General features: G+C 70.8%; 16 protein-coding genes. 8 read left to right on the top strand and 8 right to left on the bottom strand.

All coding sequences use genetic code 11. The annotated features are described in order from the left end of the window. Positions 1-7: 7 nt before the first annotated feature. On the bottom strand, positions 8-469 hold the full coding sequence (locus ACQPZW_RS17480; RefSeq protein ID WP_433795950.1) for a MarR family winged helix-turn-helix transcriptional regulator: 462 nt from the start codon (positions 467-469) through the stop codon (positions 8-10). Positions 470-558: 89 nt separating this feature from the next. Here ACQPZW_RS17480 and ACQPZW_RS17475 point away from each other — a divergent pair, with 89 nt between their 5' ends. Continuing rightward, a complete protein-coding gene (locus ACQPZW_RS17475; protein ID WP_433795949.1) occupies positions 559-993 on the top strand; it encodes an SgcJ/EcaC family oxidoreductase in 435 nt (144 codons plus the stop codon). Here ACQPZW_RS17475 and ACQPZW_RS17470 read toward each other — a convergent pair. Continuing rightward, the gene (locus ACQPZW_RS17470) at positions 933-1142 is read right to left on the bottom strand and encodes a hypothetical protein (protein WP_433795948.1); all 210 of its coding nucleotides are present in this window, start codon (positions 1140-1142) and stop codon (positions 933-935) included. The two genes, ACQPZW_RS17475 and ACQPZW_RS17470, sit on opposite strands and share 61 nt — an antisense overlap. A gap of 355 nt (positions 1143-1497) precedes the next feature. On the opposite strand from ACQPZW_RS17470, the gene ACQPZW_RS17465 reads away from it, so the two are divergent. Continuing rightward, positions 1498-3336, top strand: coding sequence for a protein kinase domain-containing protein (locus ACQPZW_RS17465; RefSeq protein WP_433795947.1), 1839 nt, complete (start codon positions 1498-1500; stop codon positions 3334-3336). Positions 3337-3459: 123 nt separating this feature from the next. Here ACQPZW_RS17465 and ACQPZW_RS17460 read toward each other — a convergent pair whose 3' ends face one another. From ACQPZW_RS17460 to ACQPZW_RS17445, 4 genes are all read right to left on the bottom strand, one after another. Continuing rightward, positions 3460-4344 (bottom strand): hypothetical protein, encoded by an 885-nt coding sequence (locus tag ACQPZW_RS17460; protein WP_433795946.1) that lies wholly within the window; start codon positions 4342-4344, stop codon positions 3460-3462. After that, on the bottom strand, positions 4341-4664 hold the full coding sequence (locus ACQPZW_RS17455; RefSeq protein WP_433795945.1) for a PadR family transcriptional regulator: 324 nt from the start codon (positions 4662-4664) through the stop codon (positions 4341-4343). The genes ACQPZW_RS17460 and ACQPZW_RS17455 overlap by 4 nt, the downstream gene beginning before the upstream one ends. Before the next feature lie 65 nt (positions 4665-4729). Next, positions 4730-4975 carry a hypothetical protein gene (locus ACQPZW_RS17450; protein ID WP_433795944.1) on the bottom strand — a complete coding sequence of 82 codons (246 nt, stop codon included), beginning with the start codon at positions 4973-4975 and terminating at the stop codon, positions 4730-4732. 151 nt (positions 4976-5126) lie between these two features. Further along, entirely contained in the window at positions 5127-5642 is a 516-nt protein-coding gene (locus ACQPZW_RS17445; protein ID WP_433795943.1) for a hypothetical protein, read from the bottom strand. Positions 5643-5850: 208 nt separating this feature from the next. Between ACQPZW_RS17445 and ACQPZW_RS17440 the strand changes: the two genes are divergently transcribed. Then, a complete protein-coding gene (locus tag ACQPZW_RS17440) occupies positions 5851-7017 on the top strand; it encodes a trans-sulfuration enzyme family protein (RefSeq protein WP_433795942.1) in 1167 nt (388 codons plus the stop codon). Positions 7018-7072: 55 nt separating this feature from the next. Here ACQPZW_RS17440 and ACQPZW_RS17435 read toward each other — a convergent pair whose 3' ends face one another. After that, entirely contained in the window at positions 7073-7822 is a 750-nt protein-coding gene (locus ACQPZW_RS17435; RefSeq protein WP_433795941.1) for a PhzF family phenazine biosynthesis protein, read from the bottom strand. A gap of 83 nt (positions 7823-7905) precedes the next feature. Here ACQPZW_RS17435 and ACQPZW_RS17430 point away from each other — a divergent pair, with 83 nt between their 5' ends. The 5 genes from ACQPZW_RS17430 to ACQPZW_RS17410 all read left to right on the top strand — a co-directional run bounded on the left by ACQPZW_RS17430 (position 7906) and on the right by ACQPZW_RS17410 (position 12412). Beyond that, entirely contained in the window at positions 7906-8127 is a 222-nt protein-coding gene (locus ACQPZW_RS17430) for a hypothetical protein (RefSeq protein WP_433795940.1), read from the top strand. An 86-nt stretch (positions 8128-8213) separates the two neighbouring features. Further along, positions 8214-8813: a TetR/AcrR family transcriptional regulator gene (locus tag ACQPZW_RS17425; RefSeq protein WP_433795939.1), complete on the top strand. Its 600-nt coding sequence runs from the start codon at positions 8214-8216 to the stop codon at positions 8811-8813. 15 nt (positions 8814-8828) lie between these two features. Then, a complete protein-coding gene (locus tag ACQPZW_RS17420) occupies positions 8829-10163 on the top strand; it encodes an MMPL family transporter (protein WP_433795938.1) in 1335 nt (444 codons plus the stop codon). Between the two features lie 29 nt (positions 10164-10192). Next, on the top strand, positions 10193-11254 hold the full coding sequence (locus ACQPZW_RS17415) for an MMPL family transporter (protein WP_433795937.1): 1062 nt from the start codon (positions 10193-10195) through the stop codon (positions 11252-11254). A 585-nt stretch (positions 11255-11839) separates the two neighbouring features. Continuing rightward, positions 11840-12412: a barstar family protein gene (locus ACQPZW_RS17410; protein WP_433795936.1), complete on the top strand. Its 573-nt coding sequence runs from the start codon at positions 11840-11842 to the stop codon at positions 12410-12412. 170 nt (positions 12413-12582) lie between these two features. Here the strand turns inward: ACQPZW_RS17410 and ACQPZW_RS17405 are convergent, their stop codons facing one another. Then, positions 12583-13215 carry an NADPH-dependent F420 reductase gene (locus ACQPZW_RS17405; RefSeq protein WP_433795935.1) on the bottom strand — a complete coding sequence of 211 codons (633 nt, stop codon included), beginning with the start codon at positions 13213-13215 and terminating at the stop codon, positions 12583-12585. Between the last annotated feature and the right edge of the window lie 59 nt (positions 13216-13274).

Below are 13274 nucleotides of genomic sequence, written 5' to 3'. Positions count from 1 at the left end.
CGGGGGTTCAGCCCGTGCGGGGCAGCCGCTCCAGGAAGTCGCGGCTGCCCCGGATCAGTTTGTCCAGGAAGCCGTGGATGAGCTCCAGCTCCGCGTCGGTGTAGCCGCCGAGCGTCTCCGTGGTCAGCTCGGTGAGCGGCGCGAACGCCTCGGCGAGTTGCTCGTGGTGCCGGCCGGTGAGCTGCACGAAGACCCGCCGCCGGTCGCCGGGGTCACGGCGGCGCTCGACCAGTCCGCGGCTCTCCAGGCGATCCAGCAGGGCGGTCACCGCCGACGTGCTCATGCCGGCGACCTCGGCGATCCGGCCGGCGGTGAGGTCGGGCTCGCGGGCCGCCAGATCCAGGCATTTCAGGTCGCTGGGGCCGAGTCCGAACCGCTCGGCGATCGCCTGGTGCAGCACGACGGCCAGGCTCGACTGTGTACGCAGTTGCGCGCCGACCGCGGCGGTCAGGTCCGGACGGGTTGACATGGCGGGCCCCTCGGCAGAAACTTCGATTGGCAGGAAATCTCGATCTATCGAGACTTCCCTCCTGCGGAACGATTCTACGAGGAGACCCGATGAGCACCGACGACCTGGCCGCCCTGCGCCGGCTCTTCGAGATCATGAACGACGCCTGGGCCCGCGCCGACGCCGAGACGTTCGGATCGGTCTTCACCGAGGACGCCGACTACGTCATCTACACCGGCACGCACTACCGCGGCCGCGCGAAGATCATCGACACCCACGACGCGCTGTGGACCCGGTTCCTGCGCGGCACCCGCCTGCACGGCGAGATCGACTCGGTCCGCTTCCCCACACCGGACGTCGCGATCGTGGTCAGCCGCGGCGCGGTCCTCAAACGCCGGAACAGCAAACCCAGGACCGACAAGATCCAAACCCTGGTGGCGGTACGCCGTACCGAAGGCTGGCTGTTCACCGCCTTCCAGAACACTCAGCGCAAACCACTGCTCGAGTGGATCTCCAGCCGGTCCGAGCCGCGGATGGCACCCTGATCCGGAGTCTCGATCGCGATCGCCGGAGCCACCACCAGGTCATGGACCCGCCAGTCGAAGCCGCGGGCGAAGCGTTCCAGCTCCTCGACGCGCTCGATCAACCGGTCCGCGTCCGGCACAGGGACCATTGGAAGCTCACCCACGAACACGTGGCCCTCCTCGCGCTGCCGCAGCCACGCGCCCGCCGCCCAGTCGTGATCCGGCAACGCCCGTGGCAGCGGGTACGGGCGCTGCCGTCGACCACCCTGACCTCATTGCCCCGGCACCCGGCCGGTTCATCTGCGGCCGGCCGAATGCCCCGACACCCGGCCGGGCTGCGGGTTCACCTCCGGCCGGGCTGCCGGTTCAGCTCCGGCCGGGCTGCCGGTTCAGCTCCGGCCGGGCTGCCGGTTCGTCTCCGGCCGGCCGTGAGAGCTGCCGCGATACAGCTCTCGGGGCGGGCCGGATCGATCCACCGGTCCCGGCGCTCACCACGGTTGATCGGTGGCGGGTAAGTTTCGCGGCATGTCCGGGGGTGCGACACGCGTGGTCGGTGGCCGATACCGGCTGTCGGGATGGCTGGGCCGCGGCGGAATGGGCGCGGTCTGGGAAGCCCACGACACCCTGCTCGGGCGGGACGTGGCGCTCAAGGAGATCTACTCGCCGGACGACGGCGCCGGACCGGACGATCCGATGATCCGACGCGCCTTCCGGGAGGCGCGGGCCGCCGCCCGGCTACGGCATCGGGGCATCGTCACGGTCCACGACGTCGTCACCGAGGACGGACGGCCGTGGATCGTCATGGAGCTGATCGACGGGCCCTCGCTCGCGGCGGCCGTCCGCGCCGAGGGCACTCTGCCGGAACGCCGGGCCGCCGACATCGGCCTGCAGGTCGTCGACGCGCTCCACGCCGCCCACCGCCAGGGTGTGCTGCACCGGGACGTCAAACCCGCCAACATCCTGCTCGACGCCGACCGGGTGGTCCTCACCGACTTCGGGATCGCGGCCATCGACGACGCCACCTCGATCACCTCGACCGGGCAGATGATCGGCTCACCCGCGTTCCTGGCCCCGGAACGGTACGACGGGCAGCCGGCGAGCGCCGCGACCGACCTGTGGGCCCTCGGCGTCACCCTCTACATCGCGGTGACCGGCCGATCCCCGTTCCCGGGCGACGACCTTCCCGGCACTCTCGCCGCCATCCTGCACCGCAGCCCCGAGCCACCCGCCCGGGCCGGCTCACTGTGGCCGGTCATCGAGGGCCTGCTCGCCAAGGACCCGGCCCGGCGTCTCACCGCAGACCAGGCGCAAACCATGCTGACCGCCATCGTCCGAGACCACGGCGAACGACCGAAGGCCGCCTCCGCTCGAGACGGCGAGCACCCGCAGACGGCCACCCTTCGAGCCGACGAAAGCCCGCTACCCGCCACCGTTCGAGACGGCGAACGTCCGCAGACCGCCACCATTCGGGACGACGAGCGCCCGCAGACCGCCACCGCTCACAACGACGAACGCCCGCAGACGGCCACCGTTCGAGACGGCGAAGGACCGCAGGCCGCCACCCTTCGAGACGACGAACGTCCGCTCACCGATCCCGCCCTCACCACGCCGCCGGAGGACCGCACGACCGTTACGGTGCCCCAGGTCAGCGAGGCACCGGCTGGAAGCGGTCAGCAGCCGACACGGGAGACCGGGGCCGCCGGCGCCGGCGCCACCGGGGCCCCCGGCGACACTGGGCCAGCCATCGGGGCCGATCCGGATGCCGGGCGGCTCCCGGCCGGGCCGCGTCGTCCGGCGGATGCTGGGAATCCCGCGCCGTGGCCCCATCGGGATGCGGGGATCGACGCGAGCCGGCCGTTCCCGTGGCATGTCCTCTGGACGATGGTGCTGGTCGTCAGCACCCTCATCGCCGCGGGGGCGGTCGTCCGGACGGCATGGCTCGAAGGGGGTCGGTCATCGACGCCGATCGTCGGCACCGGCTCGGCGACGCCGTCGAGCAGCCCGTCACCGTCCAAGCCGCCTGGAGCGATCCCGGCGGCCTTCGTCGGCGAGTGGTCCGGGACCGCGAAGCAGCCGATCGGCACGGTGTCGTCGTGGGAGGTGACGATCACGTTCACCGCGACGTCGTCGACCGGCGGCTTCGACACGTCGCTGGGCTGCAACGGAACCTTGACGGTCGTCACGCCGTGGCCCACCGAACGCGAGATCCATTTGAGGCAGGAAACCGGCTGGAACCCCCGCGGAACCTGCGTCGACGCGGCCGACATCACCCTGCGCATCGACGCCGACGGGCGGATGCAGATGTCCTGGCACGACCTCGGCGAACCGCTCAACGTGGCGACCGCTTCCCTGACCAGGTCCTGAACGCCAGGCGGGGACACGCCCGTGAGGCGCCTTGGGGCCGCACGGGGAAGCCTGCGCCGCGCCGTGGGCACGGGACCGCGGTCCTGTGCTTGTGGCGCGGCCTACCCCGTACCCCCTTGTGGTTCAGATCGGTGAGCGACGCCGGCTGATCGTCGCGGCGACCAGCAGGACCAGGGTCGGCGCCGCGGCGAACGCGACCTGACCGGCGACCGGTGCGTCGCCGACGATGCCGTTGACCAGGACGACCTGCACGATCGTAAGCAGGTTGCCGAGGCCCAGGGCGGCCACCGCGACGGGCACCCGCGCGTCGAGGAGGGACCAGCCGACCGCGATGGCGGCCATCACCAGGAAGGCCTGGGTCTCGATGAACAGTGCCGGGCTGAGCATCACGCCGGAGCCGGTCGGGAGCAGAACGACGGCGGGCACGACGGCGAGGAGCCACCACAGTGGCGAGGATCGCTCACGGTGACGGGTGCACGTCAGGCCACCGACGAGCACGGCCGCGAGTGGGGCGGCCCAGAAGCCCTCGTGCACCCATGGGCCGCCGAAGCGGGAGCCGGCGACGACTCCCGCGACCAGGCCGATGACGGCTGCGGCCGCGGACAGCAGGTAGGCGCCGCGCGCCAGGGTGACGATCGCGGCCAGGTGCAGGGCCAGCGCGACCAGGCCGGCCGTCGCATACTGCACGATGCCGCCGGCACTCTGGAAGATGGCCGGGACGTCCAGGGGCAGCGCCCGCAGGAGGTCGACGGCGGCCGCGTGGACCAGCAGCGCCAGCGCGGCGAGCCGGGTCGCGGACTGCAGGAACGCCGCCGGACCGCGGTGCACGTCGGCGCCCGTCCGGGCCCGTAGCGCGCCGACGACCAGGGCGAACGCCTCACGCGCGGTGAACCGGGCGTTGCTCTGCAGGACGGTGTCGAGGATCTCGTCACGCGGGTAGCGCGACGGGTAGAGCTTGACGAGCCGGGCATAGCGCTGCTCCACGGTGGTCCCTCCTGCGGTGGTCATGCGGGGCGCACCACCGTCCGGCTCACGCGGCGCTCGGTGACGACGCGGGCGGCGGCGGCCAACTGCTCGGCGTGCTGCTGGAGGGCGGCGCCACCCTCGGGGGTGAGCTCGTAAGACCGGCGGGCCCGGCCGTTGACGATCTGCTCGTCGACGACCCGGATGTGCCCGGCGGTGGTCAGGCGCTCGAGCGCGGTGTAGAGGGTGCCGGTTGCCAACTTGATACGCCCGCTGGACAGGGCCGAGGCCCTTTGGATGATCGCGTAGCCGTGTAGCGGCCCGTCTTGGAGAGCCGCGAGGATGAAGTAGGTCGTCTCCCGCATGCACTCGACTATACGTAGTCCAACTACATATGACGAGTCCCGAGTGCAAAGAGGAGCCTGCCTCCTCAGCGCGACGTGACCAGCCGCTGATCGGCGCTGCGGCGCACCAGGTGGACGAGCGCGGCCAGCCGCACCTCAGGCTCGGCCGCCTCGTCCGCCGACACCCGGGCCAGCCATGGCACGACACCCGCGGACGCCGGGGGGAGGGCCGCGACGGCTTGAACGAGCCGGAGCCGCTCCACGGTGGTGGACGCAGCCGACAGGGAGAACTCGTCACCGGAGACGGCCGGTGAGCCGGGAAAGCTGAACATGTCCCGCATCATGCCCTGACCCCCTGACATCTTTCTCAGACCGCGATGGCGGCCGGCGCCGCGACCTCGGGCCCGCCGCCACAGCCTGGCTTTCGAGAGTCAGCGTCTCGATGGGAACCGTCCGGATGCCTGCCGCTGATCGAGGGCAGGGTCAGAGGTCGCCGGGGGTTCTGGTGGCCGTGAAGTGTGCGACGGCGTTGAGGACCTGTCCGAGGAAGTCACGCAAGTCGGTGGCGACGGGCTCGAAGCCGCTGTCGGTGGAGGCGTCGTTTGACCGGTGCACCGTGTTGTCGGGGCTGATGGCGTAGAGGATTCCGCCGCCGTTGCCGGCGAAGACCGTTCCGGTGTCGCCGTCGCGCAAGAGGACGGGGCCGTCAGCGAGTCGGGCGACGACGACGTCAGGTGGGTGGATGAAGAACCCGTTTCCGATGTCCGACATGGTGACCTCTTTGATCACCTCGTAGAAGGCGGTCAGGTCGGGTGAAGCAGCTCGGTTTACCAGAGTGGCGTCGAGCGGGCTCTGGTCGGGGCCTGCCAGGACGACTTCGTTCTCGCCGGGCGGGAACGGGTAGTAGGTGTCGAACGCGGACAGGACAGACTGCAGGTACGCGGTGATCTCTGCGGCCCAGGTGCCGACCCAGCGCGGGTCGAGAGCTTCGGCGTTCATCGGGGTTTCCTGACGTTCGAGGGGACGGGGTCGATCGTGGTCGAGGAGCGTGTGCTGAGGTTGCAGTCGACAGAGCAGAGCGGCCACGAACGGCAGCCGATCCCGCGGCGACCCGCACAGGCTCAGCGACCCCGATGAAACTCGTCAGCGAGCCATTCCAGCGGCATTGGCCCTGTCCCCGCACCGCCTCCGGGGACAGGATCGGAGTATGCATGCCGATACCCGCGTCGTTCACCTCCGCGCCCCGGTTCCGGACAGCACGCCGTTGAGCGTGCCGCTCTATCAGACGTCGTCGTTCGCCTTCGACGACCCGGATCCGCTGGCCGACGGCCTCAACCGGCCGGACGGCTCGTTCGTCTACTCCCGTTTCGCCAACCCGACCGTACGGGCCCTCGAGGAGATCGTCGCCGAGTTGGAGGGCGGCGTGGCCGCGATCGCCACCGGCTCCGGGATGGGCGCCGTCTCGCTGCTGCTGCACAGCCTGCTGCGGGCGGGAGACCATGTGATCGCGCAGCACACCCTCTACGGCGGCACGCATGCCGCGCTGCGCAAACTCGCCGACCGCAACAACCTCACGGTGACCTTCGTGTCCGGGCACGATCCCGAGGAGGTACGCGCGGCGATCACCCCGCGTACCAGGCTGCTGTACCTGGAGACCGTGGCCAACCCGACCGGCCACGTCAGCGATCTGCCCGCGCTCGCGCCGATCGCCCGCGAGGCCGGCATCGTGACGGTCGTCGACAACACGTTCGCGACGCCGCTGCTGTGCCGCCCGATCGAGCACGGCGCCGACGTGGTGCTGCACTCGGTGACGAAGTTCCTGGGTGGGCACAGCGACGTGACCGGCGGCATCGCGGTCTTCGCCGACGACACCCTCTACCGGGAGGTGTGGTCGGAGGCGGTCGAGTTCGGCGCCGTCCCGGACCCGTTCGCGGCCTGGCTGACCCTGCGCGGCCTGCAGACACTGCCGCTGCGCATCGCCCGGCACACCGACAACGTGGCACGGGTCGCCGGTTTCCTGACCGGGCACCCGGCGGTCGAGCGGGTGCTGTGGACCGGCGCTCCCGACCATCCGAGCCATGCGATCGCCTCGGCGTTCGTCGGCGGCTTCGCCGCGCCGTTCTGCTTCGATCTGGCCGGCGGCTACGAGGCGGGTCTGCGTTTCCAGAAGGGGGTACGGGTGATCAAGCTCGCGCCGTCGCTGGGCGGCACGCAGACCCTGATCCTGCATCCGGCGTCGAGCTCGCACCGCCAACTGGACGACGACGCGCTGAGGGCCGCGTCGATCGGCCCCGGCACCATCCGTATCGCGGTGGGCATCGAGCACCCCGACGACCTGATCGCCGACCTGGACCAGGCACTCGGCGCAGCCTAGAGAACCGGCCCCACCGGGAGACCGGCCCCACCGGAGACCGGCCTGAAACGGGCGCTCAGCGCAGTCTGACGATCCCGCCCACCCGGGTCGTGCGGCCGTCGGTGTCCGCCCGGATCGCCGACGGCCGTCCCAGCGCGTCGCCCTGCCACACCTCGACCGGCCGGCCGAGGTGGGCGGCGAGGCACCCGGAGCTGTTCGCGTTCGCCACGTCCTCGTCGACCCCGATGGCCGGGGCGAACAACCGGGCCACGGCCACCGGGCCGTCGAGGCGGTAGACGAGGCAGCCCAGCATCTCCAGGTCACGGCAGGCCTGGGCCAGCCGGGGGAAGTCGGGAGCCAGAGCCGACGGATCGGCGACCGGAATGAGCAGGCGCGGGATGCCGGGCGACGCGACCACGATGCCGCCGTGGTCGTCGAGCGCGAGCGCGCCGAGGATCTCCCCGAGGTCGGCGGGCGGCGCCTCGACGGTGACCGGCCCCTGGTCGAACCACACCTCGATCCCGCCGTCGGCCAGTCGCGTCGCGGTCACCTCGTAGACCCGGCCGCCGGTGTGCTGGGTGAGCCGCTGCCGCGTCGAGCCGCTGCGGGACAGCAGGACCGCGTGCGCGGCGATCGTCCCGTGTCCACAGTTGCGCAACTCGCTCGTACCCGTGAAGAAGCGAACGATCGGGAGGTCGAGGAAGGCGCCGTGCGACGCGCCGCTGGATCGGACGATCGCGCAGCGATCGCCACCCTCGTCGTCGGCGACGAGGGTGGGGCTGCCGCCCCTGCCGTCCCGGACACACGCGTCGACCACGGTGATCACATCGGCCACAGTAGTTTCCGGTCCGGGGAAACGGGCACAGATAGGGGCGCAACGACAGTCACACCGGACGAGGAGGCCCCCCGATGGCCGGCAACGAGCACGAGGTCAACCGCAGCGCTCGCAGCGGGCGGTTCGTCAAGGAGAGCACCGCGGAGCGCAACCCGAGCACGACGACCACCGAGAAGGTCGGCGGCGAGAAGGAGCGCGGTGACCGCGAGGTCAACCGCAGCGCGAGCACCGGCAAGTTCGTCACCGAGACCACTGCCGAGCTGCACTCCGCCACGACCGAGACCCAGAGACTCTGATCCTCCTCGGAAAAAGCGGCCCCCCATCGGACCAGCGATGGGGGGCCGCTTTGCACCTAGTGCAACGATGCACTTAGTGTAGAAGCGTGACCATCGATCGGCGGTCGGCTCTCAAGGCCCGTCATCGGCGCGCCATCCTCGACGCGGCCAACGCCCTGATCTCCGAGGGCGGCCGGTTCAGCGTCGACCAGCTCGCCGAGCGCGCCGACATCTCCCGGCGCACGATCTTCAACCATTTCGCGTCGATCGACGACGTCGTCACCACGGTCTGCACCGAGATGCTCCACGTGGTGATCGACGGTTTCCGCACCACCGTCACGTCCGGCGAGCGGGAGTCGATGTTCACCGACGTCGCCGGGGCGCTGCGGGTCACCGACGTGCCCGGCATCATCGCCTACCTCTGGCGGGCCCTGGGCGGATTCGCTCCGGGCAACCCGCAGGCCGCGCAGATCTTCCACGCCACCGTCGCGCGCACGTGCGAGGAGATGGCGCTCGAACTGGCCCGCAAATATCCCGAAGCCGACCCCCTGGACGCCGCGATCCTGGTCAGCTCACTGATGAACGGCACGGTGGCGGTCGCCACCCACTGGATCGCGGTGACCGCCGCGCAAACCGACGAGCAGTCCCGTGAGCTGTGGCACCACCTGCTCGAACGCATGATCGAAACTGTCCGCACAGGCTATTAGAAGGAACGAACCACATTGGCCGAGCTCCTCTACCGCCTGGGCCGCTTCTGCGCCCGGCGTGCCGGCGTCGTCCTGGCCTCCTGGCTGGTGGTCCTGGGTGTCGCCGTCACCGGCTACTTCGTCGCCCGCGGCGAGCTGTCCCCGGTCGTCGACATTCCCGGCACCGAGACCGCGAAGGTGAGCGAGCGCCTCGGCGAACGGCTCCCGGTCGCGGCCGGCGGCAACGGGAAGATCGTCTTCCACACCCCCGACGACACACCCCTGACCGACTCGCAGAAGACCGCGATCTCCGCGCTGCTCGCCTCGACCGGGAAGCTCGAGGGCGTCGCCTCCACCACCGACCCGTTCGCGATCTCCCAGCAGATCAGCGACCGGCGCGCCCAGGTCGCCGACGGCCTGAAGCAGATCGAGGACGGCCGCGACCAGCTCAACGAGGGCCAGCAGCAGATCAACGGGGCCAAGGCGCTGCTCGGCGACGGAGCCGACGCCGCCACCCAGGCGAAGATCGACGAGCAGCAGGCGCTGATCATCGAGAAGCGCAAGGAGTTGGAGACGCAGGCCGAGAAGCTGGCCGTCGGCCAGCGGCTGCTCGCCATGTCGTCGCCGATCCGGCAGGTCTCGGTGGACGGCTCCACCGCGGTCGCGCAGGTCCGGTTCACCGTGCCGCAGCTCGACGTCACCCCGGAGACCAAGGAGCGCGTCGTCGAGCACGTCAACGCGGGCCTGCCCGGTGGCGTCGAGGCGGAGTACTCCAACGAGATCACCCAGGGACTGCCCGAGATCGTCGGCGTCGGCGAGGTGGTCGGCCTCATCATCGCCGCGATCACGCTGCTGGTCATGCTGCGTACGCTGGTCGGCGCCGCCCTGCCCATCCTCAGCGCCCTGGCCGGCGTCGGCATCGGCGTGACCGCGTCGCTGGCGCTCTCCGGCGTGGTGGAGATGCTGTCGATCACCCCGGTCCTCGGCGTCATGCTGGGCCTGGCCGTCGGCATCGACTACAGCCTGTTCATCCTCAACCGGCACCGACGGCAGCTGCTCGACGGCATCGACTTCCACGAGTCGATCGGGCTGGCCAACGGCACCTCCGGCAACGCGGTGGTGTTCGCCGGGTCCACGGTGCTGGTCGCCCTGCTGGCCCTCAACGTGACCGGGATCCCGTTCCTGGGGCTGATGGGCACCGTTGCGGCGATCTGTGTCGCGGTGGCCGTACTCCTGGCGGTCACCCTGACCCCCGCGCTGCTCGCGCTGATCGGCAAGCGGGTCCTCAACCGCAAGGCCCACGCCGTGTCGAACGCCTCGGTCAAGCCGATGGGCACCCCCGGGCCGTCGTCACCGTCCTGGCCCTGCTGATCGCCCTGGTCGCGGTCGCCATCCCGGCGATGTCGATGCGGCTGGGCCTGCCGGACGGCTCGTCCGAGGACACGGCGTCCACCCAGTACCAGGCGTACAAGCTGATCGCCGACCGCTTCGGCCCCGGCGTCAACGGCTCCCTGGTCGTCGTCGCCGACCTGCCCGCCCCGGTCACTGGCGACGCCCAGCAGGCGGAGCAGCTCCGCATCGGCAACGTGCTGCTCTCCCAGAACAACGTCGCCGCGGTCGCCCCGATCGGCGCCTCCTCCGACGGCCGCACCCTCGGCTTCCAGATCATCCCGGTGACCGGCCCGACCAGCGCCGAGACCGAGCAGCTCGTCCACGACCTGCGCGGCCTCGACCCGCTGAACGGCGACGTCACCCTCGGCGTGGCCGGCTCCGCCAGCGGCAACATCGACATCTCGGAGAAGCTGGACAACGTGCTGCCCCTCTACCTGGGGCTGGTCATCGGCATCTCGCTGATCATCATGATCTTCGTGTTCCGGTCGATCCTGGTGCCGGTGACGGCGACGCTCGGCTTCATCCTCAGCCTGTTCGCGACGTTCGGTGGCATCACCGCGATCTTCCAGTGGGGCTGGCTGAGCGCCGTCTTCGGCATCCACGACCCGGGCCCGGTGCTGAGCTTCCTGCCGACGATCCTGATCGGCATCCTGTTCGGCCTGGCCATGGACTACCAGCTGTTCCTGGTGTCCGGCATGCGCGAGGCCTTCGCCCACGGCGCTCCCGCCCGCCTGGCCGTCCAGCAGGGCGTCCACGCCGGCCGCACGGTCGTCACCGCGGCGGCGATCATCATGATCTCGGTGTTCGGCGGCTTCATCTTCTCCAACACCGCGATGATCCGCTCGCTCGGCTTCGGCCTGGCCTTCGGCGTCCTGGTCGACGCCTTCCTGGTCCGGATGCTGCTCATCCCGGCGGTCATGCACCTGCTGGGCCGCTCGGCCTGGTGGATCCCCCGCTGGCTGGACCGCATCCTGCCCAACGTCGACGTCGAGGGCGCCGCACTCGAACGCGCCCACCACGTCGTCCACCACCCGTCCCACGCGGAGCCGGCCGAGCCCGTTCTCCGCTGATCCCTCCGGTCCGGCAGCCGGCTTGATCCCTCCGATCCGGCTGCCACCCCCGGCGGCCGGCCTGATCCCTCCAAGCCGGCTGCCACCCCCGGCCTGATCCCTCCGATCCGGCTGCCACCCCGGCGGCCGGCCTGATCCCCCGGTCCCGCTGCTACCCCCGGCGGCTGGACCAATTCCCTCCGGTCCGGCAGCTACCCCCCCCCCCCCCCCCCGGCGGCCGGGCCGGTCCTCGGCCCGGCCGCCGCGTAGCGTTCGCGGCGGCCGGGCCGCTTTCCGTCCGCCGACCTTCCGATCCGATCGCCGGTCACCGGTCTTCGGCGGCAGGGCGGACACCAACCCCTATGCGGTACGGCCACAAATCTGCTCGTGGCTACCGCGCGACGGATTGCCCACTCCGGCCCAACAGCGCGCCTCTCTGGCGGAGGCGTTCGGTCACCGCTACCCCGACGCGATCAGGCCACGGCTCACCACCGGTTCACCGCTACCTCGACACGATCAAGCCGCGCGGCTCACCACCGGTCAGCACTGCCCCGACGCGATCAGGCCACGGCTCACCACCGGCCGGGCCGACTACCATCGTCACCTATGTCGACCGGTGATCGGGATCCTCGTCGTGTCGAGGGCGCCAAACTGCTGTCCGATTCCTCGCTGATCCTCTTTCACCGCATGACCGGGCTGGTGCAGACGCTGACGGCTCTGCGGATGGACGGTTACCACGTCGTGTCGCTGGAGGCGAGCACATGGCGAACGGCCCAACAGATGCACGCCGCCCTGGCTGTCGCCCTGGATTTCCCGGCGCACTACGGCAACAACCTCGACGCCTTGAACGACTGCCTGGGTGAAGTGGCCGCCCACGCCTACGGCTTTCCGGCGGACGCGACCGGGCTCGTCCTGGCCATGACCGGATTCGACCATTTCGCCAGCGCGTCGCCCGATGTGGCACGCGCCCTGCTCGACATCTTCGCCACTCACTCGCGCAACGCCCAACTCCAGGGTGAGCAGCTTCTCTGCCTGATCCAGTCCAGCCTCCCGCGTTTCCCCCTGGAGTCGGCCGGCCCCACCCCGATCGTGTGGAACAAGGCGGAGCGGCCCGGCCCCTTCCCCTCCGATTTGGTCCCGGAACCGCCCAAGCGACCATGGTGGCGCCGGTCGCGCTGACCGATCACACGCGCTGCCGAAACCCGCCGAGCACGGCGCGGACCGGTCACACGCGCTCCCGAAAACCGCCGAGCACGGCGCAGGCCGATCACACGCGCTGCCCGAACCTGCCGAGCGGGCGCAGGCCGATCACACGCGCTGCCCGAACCGGCCGAGCGGGCGCAGGCCGATCACACACGCTGCCCGAACCGGCCGAGCATGGCGCGCACCTCGGCGGCGTCGCTGTTGGAGCCGAACAGGTCGGTGCCCGGCTCCATCCGGACCCCCTCGGCCAGCGCACCGGCCACGACCGGGTCGAAGCCGAGCCGGTCGACGATCGCGGCGACCTCGGCCAGGTCAGCGGGGTCGTCTCCGGCGATGGCGTTGGCCTTGCGTCCCGGCGTACCAGCTGGTCGAGCCTCCTCCTCGAGCACGTGATAGCCCATGTGGTTGAAGGCCTTGACGACACGCGCCCCGGGCAGCGAGTCACGAACCAGCGAGCTGGTGTCCGACCGCAGGTCGTCACGGATCCCGTCGACCTCCCACCAGTAGTTCATGGCGTCGATGACGAGCTTGCCACGCAGCGCCTCCGCCGGAACGGTCCGGTGCTTGCCGAGCGGCAGCGCCAGCACGACCACGTCGGCCCGCTCAGCAGCCTCGGCAGCGGTGACGGCCGTCGCGCCGGGGGCGAGCACGGTGACGATGAGCTCGATCTTCGCCGGATCACCGGAGCCGGCGATCAGCACCCGGTATCCGGCCGCGACGGCCAGCCGTGCCAGCACGGTGCCGAGCTTGCCCGCACCGAGAATGCCGATGGTCGTCATGGCGAACCCTCCCGAAGTAGTTGACACGTCATCCAACCCTGAGGGCGACCGGTTCATTC

The organism is Actinoplanes sp. CA-252034, assembly GCF_050956125.1.
Taxonomy (GTDB): Bacteria; Actinomycetota; Actinomycetes; order Mycobacteriales; family Micromonosporaceae; genus Actinoplanes.
The sequence above is the reverse complement of the archived record's forward strand: the minus strand, read 5'-3'. Positions and strand labels throughout refer to the sequence as shown.